Source organism: Kaarinaea lacus, from assembly GCF_975902315.1.
In genome coordinates, this window is record NZ_CDLKIE010000147.1 from 1 (window position 1) to 12,920 (window position 12,920).

Sequence of the window (12,920 nt, forward strand, 5' to 3'; positions counted from 1 at the left end):
ATGGCGGTTCGGGCATATAATGCCTCGGTAATTGCTTCGGCTGCCACCGTCGCAGTTTCCGCCAATTCGCCATTTTTGTGCGGCAAGGATTTATGGGCAGAAACGCGGATTCCCCTGTTTGAGCAATCGGTAGAAGTGGGTGGTTACGAGCCTGCAGCACATGGTCCCATGCGACGCGTCACTTTTGGCTCCGGCTACCTGCATCATTCGATTTTTGAGTGCTTCACTGAAAACCTGGAACACTATCCGGTCTTGTTACCTGAATTAATTGATGAACCACTTGAAAAATTCAGTAACGTTCGGCTGCATAACGGTACCTTGTGGCGCTGGAATCGACCATTACTCGGCATAGAAAACGAACAATGCCACATACGAATTGAACATCGTGTTGTACCTGCAGGTCCCAGTGTCATAGATGCCATTGCTAACGCAGCCTTTTATTTCGGCCTGGCGCTTAACCTGATGCAACGTGAAATTCAACCCGAAATGCAACTGGCTTTTGACCAGGCAAGAGATAATTTTTATAGCGCCGCCAAGCATGGTTTTGACGCGCACATCGTTTGGCTCGATAGTAAGAAAAGTAACATTCGTACACTGATATTGAACGAGCTAATCCCCATGGCCGCTCAAGGCCTGGAAAAAGCCGGCATTGACACCCAGGATATCGATACTTATCTTGGTGTCATCGAGCAACGAAGCGTGAACAGTTGTAATGGCGCTGCCTGGCAAAGGGCTTTCGTTGCCAAACATGGCCTGGATATGCAGAGTTTAACCAAGGCATACGTGGAAAGACAGAACAGCGGTGTCGCAGTTCACGAATGGGACCTGTAAATTACGCCACCCTGAATGCTATTTACAAACTGTCAGAATATTTGATTGAATCATAGCGATTTTGAATTAAATTAATTATGCTCAATGTCATCCATCACATACCCAACGGCTTATTGACAGCTCCACCGACGGAATTGTATCGCATACTGGATAAACCCACCCTGATTCATTTATCGGGACATCGCGAACCACCATTATTTGTATCCGTCCTGTTGCATGGTAACGAAACCTCTGGATACTACGCGATCCAGGAATTATTGAAGAAATACCACAATAGTACTTTACCCCGTTCACTCAGTATATTTATTGGCAACATTGAAGCTGCTAAATTCGCTAAGCGGCGCCTGGACAACCAGGTCGACTACAACCGAATTTGGCCACACAGTGGATTTCGACATGAAGCTGAAGAAGCGCATATGGTGCAGCAGGTTATTGATGAAATGCGCAAGCGAAAGGTGTTTGTTAGTCTCGACATACATAACAATACCGGCCTTAATCCACATTATGCTTGTGTTAACCGTATGGACAACGCCTTTTACCAATTGGCTATATTGTTCAGTCGCACGGTTATCTATTTTATTCGGCCTAAAGGCGTACAGTCTCAGGCCTTTGCAGAGATTTGCCCGGCCGTAACTGTTGAAGCCGGAAAAACTGAACACCGCCTTGGCGTAACCCATGCCATGCAATACATAGAATCCTGCCTGGGTTTATCCGAGTTGCCGGATCGGCCGGTATTAAAACAGGATATGGATTTATTTCACACGGTTGCCATTGTAAAAGTACCACCGTCGGTGGATTTTAGTTTTACTGATAGCAGCTCGGACATCTGTTTTCGCTCCGATCTGGAAAAATTGAATTTTTGTGAATTACCAGCCGGTACCGGGATTGCCAATATGAAAAATCCGGATAAAACGCCTTTCTCCGTGATGGATGAAGACGGCAATGAAGTGTATGAGCGGTTTTTTAAATCAGAAGAGCACCGCCTGGTGACACGTTGCGATATTATGCCTTCTATGCTGACTACTGAAAGCGACATTATTCGCAAAGATTGCTTATGTTATTTAATGGAGCGACTCAGTTTTTAGTGCTGAATTTATTGATGAACGCTAATAATAACGAAGTTCATACCACCAGTGACCGAATATCTCATGAAACGCTATTGCGCTGTATCGCAATGCTCTTGCTGACGGCAAAAAATCTTCAAGTCGGTAGCCCGGAAGGAGCCCGTAAAAAGCTGTGGGGGCAGGTATCACCTCGATATCAAAATGTTCAAACGCAGCTTTGGCCCGCGGCATATGCCAGGCATGAGTCACCAACGCAATCTTTCTTAAATCGTTTTGTTTAAGAAACCTGGCGGTGAATTTGGCGTTTTCATACGTTGTACGACTATGTTCTTCAATATGATCAACGATGACAATAAATTCCTTCTGCAATACTTCCCGCATCAAATCCGCTTCACTCCTGGCCTCATTGTGTAATCGCCCACCACTAATAATTAATGGTAATCCAGTACGCTTTACAACCCAGGCCGCATAACGCGTTCTCTCCAGTGAAAATAAACTCAACGTGTCATCGCCGTATTCTTCGGCATTTACTCGCCTGCCACCTGCCAGTAACACCAGTGCATCCGCGTCTTCAATTTTCGGTTTTAACTTAGTTGCTGAAATAGACTCATCAGTTTGCAGGGTGTTAATCAGTAACGCCGAAACCACCGGCAAACTACACAACAATAAACTTATCAAGCTGATTGCTGCCAACCAGAGACCGGTTTTTTTCCAGGCCAGTGAAAGGCCTAAGCCCAGAACACCCAACACAATCAAACCTGTTGGCGGCAAAATTATACTCGCTATGGCTTTGACAATGCCGAGTTCCATGGTGAAATACTCGCTTACTCTTGTAACAGGTTGGCTAATTCTGCAAATTCTTCCAGCGTTAATGTTTCAGCGCGCTGCGATGGATCTATTCCCCTTGCTTGCATATCTTCAGCGGTAATCAGGGTTTTCAAACTGTTACGCAAGGTTTTTCTACGCTGAGCGAAAGCCGCACTCACAACTTTTTCCAGCAAAGAAAAGTTAGCTATTTTTACAGGGGGTTCACTATGCGGAATCATACGAACTACCGAAGAATCTACTTTAGGTGGTGGAGAAAAGGCCTGCGGCCCAACATCAAAGACCTTTTCGACGTAACAATAATACTGAACCATTACGCTCAGTTTGCCATAAGATCTATGCCCAGGTGAAGCAGCCAGTCTATCGACCACTTCTTTTTGTAGCATAAAATGCATATCTTCAATGCAGGCAATTTGTTCGAGTAACCGAAATATCAGTGGTGTAGAGATATTGTAAGGTAAATTCCCTACGATACGAAGCTTTTCCTCTGCTTGCACCAATTTACAAAAATCAAATTTCAGCGCATCAGCGCTGTGGATTGTAAAATTACCCATAGGTAACGGTGACTGTTTAAGACTGGCCACCAGATCACGATCCAGTTCAACGGCATCTAGCACACTAACCAGTGGCAATATTGCCTGAGTCAGCACACCCATTCCAGGACCGATCTCAACCAGGTGGTCTACTGGTGCTGGTGCGATAGCATTTACTATCTGCTGTACTACACCTGAATCCTTCAAAAAATTTTGACCGAATCGTTTACGGGCACGATGATGGAAAGACTGAGACATTATTAGCAATTATTAGTATTAGTTTAAGTTGCTAGCCATTTCCATGGCGGTTTTTATTGCAAGTAAAAAACTGCCTGGATCGACCTTATCTGTCCCGGCTAATGGCAAAGCTGTTCCATGATCAACAGAGGTACGAATTATGGGCAGGCCCAGGGTAGTATTAATCGCTTGCCCAAAGCCTTTATACTTCAGGACAGGTAGACCTTGGTCGTGGTACATAGCAAGAAAAGCATCTGCCTTCAGTAAATTATCAGGACTGAATATAGTATCCGCCGACAAAGGTCCATGAAGTAACATGCCTTGCTGACGTAATCGATTTAGTACTGGCTCAATAATGGTTTGCTCTTCGTTGCCCAGGTGTCCACCCTCCCCTGCATGAGGGTTCAGTCCACAAATAAATATTTCAGGGTTTGGAATACCATATTTATTAACCAGGTCACGATGCAGAATTTCAATGACGCTGGTTAAAACTTGTGGCGTGATGGCATCAGCAACCTCTCGCAATGGCAAGTGTGTCGTTACCAGGGCAACACGCAGTCCTTCGGTTTGTAACATCATGACAGGTAACGGAGTGTTGGTTAATCTGGCTAAAAACTCCGTGTGCCCGGTGAATTTAATGCCGGCATCGTTGATAACTCCTTTGTGCAGTGGTCCGGTTACAATGCCATGGCACTTACCTTCCAGGCATGCATGGGTTGCCTGCTCCAGCATATTTAACACGTAGTGCGCATTGGCTGGGTCAAGCTTACCGGTATGCACCGGCTGCGCTAAGTCAACGGGAAACACATGAAGAATCCCAGCACGCTGGTTTCTACAGTGACTGTCAATTGTTTTAAGGGTTACGATTTTGAGCGGGATATCGAGCATTCGCGCGCGCTGCTCAATCAGCAGCGGATCTGCTAATACAATTAACTGGGCTTCAATGTCGTGCTGAGATAATTGCACACATAAATCTGGCCCAATTCCCGCTGGTTCACCAGAGGTAATAGCTAATCGCGGTTGGGAAGAAATGTTCATATATGATTAGCATGTCGGAACGATCATCTATAAACGCAGCTGAACAAATGACTCATCCCTAATTTGTCGTATCCAGTTTTCCAATGCCGGCCCCGTTTTTTGCTCCAGTATATATTCTCTGGCCTGTTTCTTGAGAAACTCTTCGGTATTGTCATGCTGACGACGATCTTCCACTAGAATTATGTGCCAACCAAATTGTGTCTTTACCGGTGCACTAATTTCACCCGGCTGCAACCTGTCCATTGCTTCCTCGAATTCACGAACCATAGAGCCAGGATTTACCCATCCCAGATTTCCACCATCAGCTGCCGAAGCTTTGTCATCGGAATTTGCAGTAGCAATTTGCGCAAAATCCTCACCGGCATCAATTCGTTGCTTTAGCTGTTGGACTTTTCCCAGAGCCTCATCATTGCTAACCAGATCAGAAGCTTGAATCAGGATATGCCTTGCTAATGTTTGATTCACGATATGCTGCACATCTGCACTACGCTTCTCTGCCAGTTTGATAATATGAAAACCACTGGGGCTACGAATGAGTCCGCTAATATCACCCTGGTGCATATTTTTAACCAATCCGGAAAACAGGCTGGGAATTTCAGCGAGCTTCCGCCACCCAAGATCGCCGCCATTCAAAGCCTGCTGCCCATCTGATTGAGCAATGGCAAGCTGTGAAAAGTCTTCGCCAGCATTAAGGCTCTCCAGCAATTGTTGCGCTTTTTGTTTAACTTCCTGAATTCTTACAGGAGTTGCTGCTTCTGGCACCACTAGCAAGATATGTTGTAAACGATATTCTTCGTTCGAACGACCTTGCAAATCCTGGTTTGCCAGAAAATCTTCAATTTCCTGATCTGTTACCGTAATCTTTCTGCGAACTTCCCGTTGTTGTAATCGCGCCATAATCATTTCATCCTTTACTCGGGCACGATACTCGCTGTATTTGATTCCGCTAGCCTCCAGGGCTTGACGAAATTCATTTATACCTATTCCATTTTGTCTGGCAATATTCTCGATAGCGTTGTTAAGGGTCTCGTCATCTACTTTTAACAATCTTTTTTCAGCACGTTGTAACTGAATCCGGTTAACCACCAGACGATCCAGCACCTGTTTCTGTAATATATCTTCAGGGGGCATTTGGGTTTGCCGTTGTCGTAATTGTTTTTTGATGACATCCAGTTCTAGTTCCAGTTCTACAAAAGTAATAACATCATCGTTTACAATCGCCACTATGCGATCAATAGCGTTACTTTTATCCTGCACAGCCGCTGACGATGCTAGAGAAATTATTGTCAGGAAAATAATTCCAGGCAATTGAGCTAAGAAAGTCTTCGGAGTGTAATTATAAGTTGGCGTTTTCATAACCTTACATAAGTTTCTATTTTATAATCCTGGTAATAACCCGGTATCAAATGCTGATTTAACTTTCCTACCGACACTGGCCAGGCCTTTAAGTTCAAACTGGAACAAGATAGAGTCATTTCGCGTATCGGTTGCCAAATCACTGATGTAGTCTCGATACATCAGGCGGAGTGCCCAACAGCAACTTTCATATTCGATCCCGCCAACGGCTTCCAGTGAGATATCATCCAGAAATGAATAATAATATCTCAGGTAGGCTTTCCATTGTTGTCGCAACGGCCATAATATTGAAAGGTCTACCTGGTCAATGGCATCTACTTCATATCGATAAGCCAGGTTGGTAATTTTATCGTGACTAAATCGATAACGGAACTCAAATGAACCTTTATCTACCTGACTGGTTAACGGATCCCACTCAAAACTGGCCATAGCGCGGACTTTACGGTTCCATTGACTGCTCAACATACCGGTAATATCCGATTGCGACCTTGTATCTGGTGCATCGCCGGGTAGTGCAACTTCCCGATCCTGAAAATAATAGATCTGTCCGAGTGTAGCGACTAATAGTTCATTTCCCGAGTCATTAAAAAATCGCGTTGTTAGAGAGAAACTAAGTTGGTTCGCATCACCGATTCTGTCGACACCGGAGAAACGATTATCTCGGAAAAGCTCGGAAAAGCTAAATAAAGGTAGCGTTGTATCGAATATCGGTATATCGTCCTGATCCTTATAAGGAACATACAGATAGTACAGACGCGGCTCCAGGGTTTGTACAAGTTGCCCCTGATCTGACTCGATTTCACGCTCAAAAAATAAGCCACTATCCAGGCTGGCCTGAGGCATGGTTCTGTTAATGTGATCGGGATATAAAGGATCATTACTACCTAACGTATAGTGTGTATATCGCAACTTTACATTGGGATCAACGTAGCCCGCTGCCCTGCGATATGGCCAGGCAATTTCTGGTGCCAGATCAAAACGCGTCCCGGTAACACCATCCTCCCTGAAAAAATGGACCAGTTCTGTAGCCGCCGACGTTTCCCAGCCATAGTTTAGAAAATAGGGATTGGTCACCAACTGTAACTGTGGCAAGCGTTGATAGGGCCTGTCAATCGCGGCAATGGTTTCGTCCAGCGTTTGAAAAGTCTGAACTTTTCCCCTGGCGCGCCAGTCTTTTGCTTTATATTCAACATCAAGGAAACGTTCCAGATGCGTTAAACTGGAAGCACTTAAATTATGCCAGAAATCATCAAAATAACGATCGTCTGAAGCGTATCGATACTGTACCTGGGTACGCCAACCTCGCGATGGATTACCGATGTGGAAAAAAGCGGCATAAGTTCGATCAAGTTCATTAAAAGCTTTGTCATTGCTCAAGTACTCGACTTCTAGCTTTCCTTCATATTTTTTGTCTAAATAACGTGCCTCCCCAGCAATTTGAACACCACGTTTACTTAAATAGCGGGGAGTAAGGGTCGCATCGCGATTGGGCGCAATATTAAAATAATAGGGCAAAGATATTTCTGTACCCGAAGAACTGGATGAACCAAAGTTAGGCGCCAGAAATCCTGTTTTGCGTCCCTTGATAGGCAGGCTCATATAAGGCAAATATAAAAATGGCACTCGCTTAAACTCTACGCGGGCGTGACGAGCTATCCCCTTATTCGCGGCAAAATCCAGATGTAGCTCGGCGGATTTCAACACCCAGTCTTCTTTACCTTTATCGCAACTGGTAAATGATACTTTTTTCAAATGGAGTACGTCTTCGCCGAGTATTGATACGGATTGAGCTGTACCTCGCAGGTGATTTTCAACCAACCAGAACTCGGCTTCAGTTATATTGGCCTTATCGCTGTCAACTTGCACATCTGCTTTTTTACCAATCAATACATGTTGGCCGGTCCGATATCGAACTGCGCCATCTGCGTACACTTTATTATTGACTCGATCATAAATGGCGTGATCAGTGGTTAAGATTCCATCTGTTTGTCGAAAAATGACATTACCTGCAAAATGGTAAGTTTGAAGCTTTTCAATGCGCGCGGTATCAGAGGTCACGACGATTTGACCCGCTTCAGGTTTTATATCCACTTCGACTGGGTCAGTTGTAAAACTGGATGGAACAAATAGTGTGCTGCAATATTGCCAGGGATCATCTGCTTCCGCTGCAAAAACCGCGCTAGTACTAAATGCCATCATGATGCACGCAACCAGGGTAATCGCTGCATATAGTCCTGTCCGCTTTATCATGATGATTGAAACTGTCATCTAGTAGGTATGTTGTTTGTATTAATTATTTACCAATACAGAAGCTGGCAAAAATTTTCCCCAATAAATCATCTGCCGAAAACTCCCCCGTAATTTGTGCCAGTTGCAGTTGCGCTTGACGTAATTCCTCAGCCAACAATTCACCCGCGTTATAAGTGTCCAGTTGTTGTTGTCCCTGCAGGGTATGATTGAGTGCGTTATCCAGTGCAACCAGGTGACGTCGCCTTGCCATGAAACTGCCATCGCCCACTGTTTGAAACCCAACGCACGATTTCAGATATTCCTTTAATTCCTGCAAACCAGTACCATTTTTTGCTGATATTGATAAATGTTTAATATCTATGCTTTGCAGATCACCACCTTTTTCCAGTAAATCCACCTTATTATATACGATGGTCACCCCGGGTCCGGCCGCCAGGAGGCTTTGCAGTAAAGGATCCTGGTTTATTGGATCATGCTGACTGGCATCAACTACATACAGCATTTGATCTGCCTGGCTGATTTCATCCCAGGCCCGGCGTATGCCTTCCTGCTCCACCCTGTCGGCAGCTTCTCGTAAACCAGCCGTATCAATGATGTGCAAGGGCATGCCATCGATCTGAATCATCTCACGCAAAACATCACGTGTCGTACCCGGTATTTCGGTTACAATGGCACTTTCTCTTCCCGTTAACTGATTCAACAGGGTTGATTTGCCGGCATTGGGTTTTCCCGCAATCACTACCGTCATCCCTTCGCGTAACAACTGGCCCTGGCGTGCCTCGGACAAGGTATGTCGCAGCTGTGCAATAATAGCGCTAAGTTGATCCTTAACTTGAGAATCCCCCAAAAAATCAATTTCTTCTTCGGGGAAGTCGATAGCTGATTCTACATACATTCGAAGCTGTATGAGTGAATCCAGTAACTGATGAATGCGCCTGGAAAACTCGCCCTGTAACGATCGTAGTGCGGACCGGGCAGCTTGTTCGGAGGAACTATCAATTAAGTCAGCGATTGCTTCCGCTTGCGCAAGATCCAGTTTGTCGTTTAAAAAGGCCCGTTCACTAAATTCTCCCGGTCTCGCTATACGCGCGCCAAGAGAAACAACGCTTTTCAGTAAAATATCCATCACCACGGGACCGCCATGGCCCTGCAGTTCCAGAACATCCTCGCCAGTGAATGAATGCGGACCCTTAAAAAATATCGCTAAACCTACATCGATGGTTTCACCGGATGCATCTTTAAATGGTAAGTATTCTGCCATTCGCGGTTGGGGAATCTTACCCAGGATATCCTGGGCTACCTGGGAACAAAGCGGACCCGAGACTCTGATTACTCCAATACCACCGCGCCCAGGCGGTGTTGCCAGGGCTGTAATGGTATCCATGGCTTGAGTTGAACTTGCCATGCTTATCTCGACCAGGAAACTTAATTTAACGTTTAACTAAGCAGCACGCTCAATTTTACGCGTGATATACCACTGCTGAGCAATGGATAATATGTTGTTTGCTACCCAGTACAATACCAGTCCTGATGGGAAAAACGCAAAAAACAGCGTGAACACTATTGGCAGGAAGCTCAGGATTTTCGCCTGCATGGGATCCATTGGTGCCGGGTTCAGCTTCTGTTGCACGTACATGCTGGCACCCATAATCAATGGGAGAACGTAGTAAGGGTCTTTTGCGGACAGGTCATCGATCCACAGGATAAATGGAGCCTGGCGTAGTTCTACACTTTCTAATAGCACCCAGTACAAGGCGATAAATACCGGTATTTGAACCAGCATCGGCAAACAGCCGCCCAGGGGATTAATTTTTTCTTTCTTATAAAGATCCATCATTGCCTGGCTCATGCGCTGCTTGTCGCTACCATAGCGCTCCTTGAGCTGCTGGATTTTTGGCTGAAATTTACGCATGTTCGCCATAGAGCGATAAGCTGCTTCCGACAGCTTAAAAAATACCAGCTTGATAATCAGCGTGACGAGTATAATCGCCCACCCCCAATTATTGAGATACGAGTAGATAAATTTGAGCAACCAGAAAAGAGGTTCTGACAATATAGTTAATACACCATAATCAACCGTTAGCTGAAGATTGGGTGCCGCACTGGCCAGTCGCTCCTGGTCTTTTGGTCCAATATAAAGACTGCTGCTGAATTTACCTGTTTGTCCCGCTGCGATGGTGGAATCAGCTGTTGACATGCCGATCAGATAACGACCGGTATCAAGTGCCTTGGTGTAAAAATAGTTATATTTATCCTGTACTGGAATCCAGGCACCCAGAAAATAATGTTGGATCATGGCAACCCAACCACCTTTTATGTAACTCTGCTCGGCTTTCCAGGTGGCCATTTCGTCCAGATCAACTTTCTCATATTTGTTGAGTTCATTGGACACAACACCACCGGTATAGGTATAGATAAATCGTGATTGTTCTTCAGACGTGACTTCACTACGCTGCAATTGTCGATAAAAACGGCCCGTCCAGTCTTCATTCGTTCCGTTAATAATTTCTACGTCCATTTCGATGACGTAACTGTCGCGTTTGAAGGTATAGATTTTGTTAATGCTTAGACCATTATCACCGTGCCAGTACAACTTGACCTGGAGTTTATCGTCCCCTTCTGCAAGCTTGTATTCCAACTGCTCGCTGTTGAATATTACATGGTGATCAGCTGAAAAGCCTTTGCTGGCTAACAATCCGGACTGGGCAATCAACAGTCGAGGTAATTCGTCATTAAACAGCACCACTGGTTTATCGGGTTGTTTGAGCTTTTGTGGAAAAGCTAATAATGAAGCTTTGCGGATATCGCCACCGGTCGTATCAATCTCCACCTGCAGTAAGTCGGTTTTAACGTGAATTCGCTGGCTCTTGCTGATAACTGTGCTTTCCACCTGACTGCTGACAGCTTGCCCATTGCCCGAAGCAGCACCAGGCCTGGCAACTGGAATATCCTCTGACGGTGTAACAGCAGTTTCCGATGCGGGTGGAGATGGCGTTGCTTGTCCAGAAAGCGTCTCGCTGCTAACGGGTGCCGGTGCAGGCGGTTTGGGCCCAAATTGCTCTTGCCAGGCGCTGTATAAAAGCAGTATGACCAGGGATAAAGCGACAAACAAAAACAGGCGTTGATTTTCCATAGGACGACTCAATCTTTATTTTTAGTATTTTCTGGCACAGGATCATAACCGCCTTCATGCCAGGGATGACAACGAGACAATCGTCTTATTGCCAAAGACAGGCCTTTCCAGGCACCATGCTGTTGGACCGCAGTCGCGGCGTAACAGGAACAACTGGGATAATACCGGCAGTGACTACCTAAAAATGGACTCAGTAAATACTGATATCCTTTTATTAAAATGATTACGAATTTTTGCATCTTGCCGTCAGTGTTTTCCAGTGTTTGTTTAGACTATCAAATAGCTCCTGGTTGGATGCCTGCGCTGCGCTGGCATGTCCAATCACTACAATATCGATGTTTCGCATTTCGTTTTGATGACGTCGAAAGCTATCCCGGACCAGTCGTTTCAAACGGTTTCTAGCCACGGCTGTTTTTATTCTTTTTTTTGAGATCGCCAAACCCAAACGGGCATGGTCACAATCATTGCTTGCCGCCAGTAAAATTAATAACCGATCAGCAGATTTGCATTGTGTGTTGCTAAAAACGCGCTGGAATTCCCGACTTTGAAGCAGCCTGTATTGGCGGGTAAAGCATGTAATAGGAGCCATGCAATTCTGTCAGCCTGTCATTTTTTTTGAGAGCATCCTGAGTGGACGCGGGTGTGGCAAAAAATTAAATGCGTTACATATTAAAAACGCTTCACCAGTTGCCACAAAAACTACCCAAACAGCCTCGAGCCGGGCTGTATGGTTTTACGTTAGCGGCTGATTATTAATTAACCACATCATAGAATGACGACAAACTAAACGCTTAAACGTTTACGACCCTTGGCACGACGTGCGTTAATAACGCGGCGGCCGGCTTTAGTGCTCATACGCGCACGGAATCCATGAGTTCTTGCACGACGTAACTTACTGGGTTGATAGGTTCTTTTCATAACTTTTCCAATATTTTTGAATCAGCGACAGCGCCTTAATTATAGTACGTAGAATTCCAATAAAAGCGGCGTAGAATACTGCGAATATCCTGCTTACGTCAAGCAACATTCCAGGAAATTTTTTTTCGCCCGGGTGTGGATAACTTTGCCTTTCGGGAGTAGACTCGTCCGTCTTTCCATTAAAAAAAACGCCGCGTGAAGGGAGGACTTGCAGTGGGGACTTGGCAAACTTGTTTGGACCGCCTGGAAGGAGAATTAACCGCTCAACAATTCAATACGTGGATCAGACCACTGCAAGCCATCGAAGATAATGAAACCTTACGGATCCTGGCCCCAAATCAATTTGTACTGGATTGGGTTAACAACCGATTTTTAGATCGAATTAATGGCATCCTTGGCGACCAAAAGCCAGGTTCTGCCACGCAACGGGTTAGTCTTGAAATTGCGCAGACAAACCTGGCAACCCCTCGTCCGGAGCAGGAAGACCTGCGCGCCCTGCACACTAAAAATCCGAGTCCACCACAGCCTGCACCGGCTATCGTTAAACCGCGCCGCGCCAGTGATGTTTCACACAATCCCAATCTGAATAATGCGCTTACTTTTGAAAAATTCGTCGAAGGTAAATCCAATCAATTGGCCCGGGCAGCAGCATATCAGGTCGCGGATAATACGGGTGAAACGTATAATCCCCTGTTCATTCAAGGTGGCGTAGGTCTGGGTAAAACCCATTTAATG

General features: G+C 45.4%; 13 protein-coding genes. 3 read left to right on the forward strand and 10 right to left on the reverse strand.

Annotated elements, in window-relative coordinates:
- Positions 1 to 831, forward strand: an 831-nt coding sequence (locus tag ACWVCM_RS04060; protein WP_455200434.1) for a hypothetical protein, incomplete at its 5' end; no start/stop codon positions are given.
- Positions 832 to 908: 77 nt separating this feature from the next.
- Positions 909 to 1,916, forward strand: a complete 1,008-nt coding sequence (locus ACWVCM_RS04065; RefSeq protein WP_455200435.1) for a M14 family metallopeptidase — start codon at positions 909 to 911, stop codon at positions 1,914 to 1,916.
- Positions 1,917 to 1,937: 21 nt separating this feature from the next.
- Here the strand turns inward: ACWVCM_RS04065 and ACWVCM_RS04070 are convergent, their stop codons facing one another.
- The 10 genes from ACWVCM_RS04070 to rpmH all read right to left on the reverse strand — a co-directional run bounded on the left by ACWVCM_RS04070 (position 1,938) and on the right by rpmH (position 12,185).
- Positions 1,938 to 2,705 (reverse strand): YdcF family protein, encoded by a 768-nt coding sequence (locus tag ACWVCM_RS04070; RefSeq protein ID WP_455200436.1) that lies wholly within the window; start codon positions 2,703 to 2,705, stop codon positions 1,938 to 1,940.
- A 14-nt stretch (positions 2,706 to 2,719) separates the two neighbouring features.
- On the reverse strand, positions 2,720 to 3,511 hold the full coding sequence (gene rsmA / locus ACWVCM_RS04075) for a 16S rRNA (adenine(1518)-N(6)/adenine(1519)-N(6))-dimethyltransferase RsmA (protein ID WP_455200437.1): 792 nt from the start codon (positions 3,509 to 3,511) through the stop codon (positions 2,720 to 2,722).
- 18 nt (positions 3,512 to 3,529) lie between these two features.
- On the reverse strand, positions 3,530 to 4,528 hold the full coding sequence (gene pdxA / locus ACWVCM_RS04080) for a 4-hydroxythreonine-4-phosphate dehydrogenase PdxA (RefSeq protein ID WP_455200438.1): 999 nt from the start codon (positions 4,526 to 4,528) through the stop codon (positions 3,530 to 3,532).
- A gap of 27 nt (positions 4,529 to 4,555) precedes the next feature.
- Positions 4,556 to 5,884, reverse strand: a complete 1,329-nt coding sequence (locus tag ACWVCM_RS04085) for a peptidylprolyl isomerase (protein ID WP_455200439.1) — start codon at positions 5,882 to 5,884, stop codon at positions 4,556 to 4,558.
- A gap of 21 nt (positions 5,885 to 5,905) precedes the next feature.
- Positions 5,906 to 8,134 (reverse strand): LPS-assembly protein LptD, encoded by a 2,229-nt coding sequence (locus ACWVCM_RS04090; protein ID WP_455200440.1) that lies wholly within the window; start codon positions 8,132 to 8,134, stop codon positions 5,906 to 5,908.
- 43 nt (positions 8,135 to 8,177) lie between these two features.
- Positions 8,178 to 9,539 carry a tRNA uridine-5-carboxymethylaminomethyl(34) synthesis GTPase MnmE gene (gene mnmE / locus ACWVCM_RS04095; protein WP_455200441.1) on the reverse strand — a complete coding sequence of 454 codons (1,362 nt, stop codon included), beginning with the start codon at positions 9,537 to 9,539 and terminating at the stop codon, positions 8,178 to 8,180.
- A 36-nt stretch (positions 9,540 to 9,575) separates the two neighbouring features.
- Entirely contained in the window at positions 9,576 to 11,267 is a 1,692-nt protein-coding gene (yidC, locus tag ACWVCM_RS04100; RefSeq protein ID WP_455200442.1) for a membrane protein insertase YidC, read from the reverse strand.
- An 8-nt stretch (positions 11,268 to 11,275) separates the two neighbouring features.
- The gene (gene yidD, locus ACWVCM_RS04105) at positions 11,276 to 11,506 is read right to left on the reverse strand and encodes a membrane protein insertion efficiency factor YidD (RefSeq protein ID WP_455200443.1); all 231 of its coding nucleotides are present in this window, start codon (positions 11,504 to 11,506) and stop codon (positions 11,276 to 11,278) included.
- Complete coding sequence (gene rnpA / locus ACWVCM_RS04110) at positions 11,491 to 11,856, reverse strand: ribonuclease P protein component (RefSeq protein ID WP_455200444.1); 366 nt, start codon at positions 11,854 to 11,856, stop codon at positions 11,491 to 11,493. The genes yidD and rnpA overlap by 16 nt, the downstream gene beginning before the upstream one ends.
- A gap of 194 nt (positions 11,857 to 12,050) precedes the next feature.
- Entirely contained in the window at positions 12,051 to 12,185 is a 135-nt protein-coding gene (gene rpmH / locus ACWVCM_RS04115) for a 50S ribosomal protein L34 (RefSeq protein WP_455200445.1), read from the reverse strand.
- 213 nt (positions 12,186 to 12,398) lie between these two features.
- On the opposite strand from rpmH, the gene ACWVCM_RS04120 reads away from it, so the two are divergent.
- The coding region (locus ACWVCM_RS04120; RefSeq protein WP_455200446.1) for a DnaA N-terminal domain-containing protein at positions 12,399 to 12,920 on the forward strand (522 nt) is incomplete at its 3' end.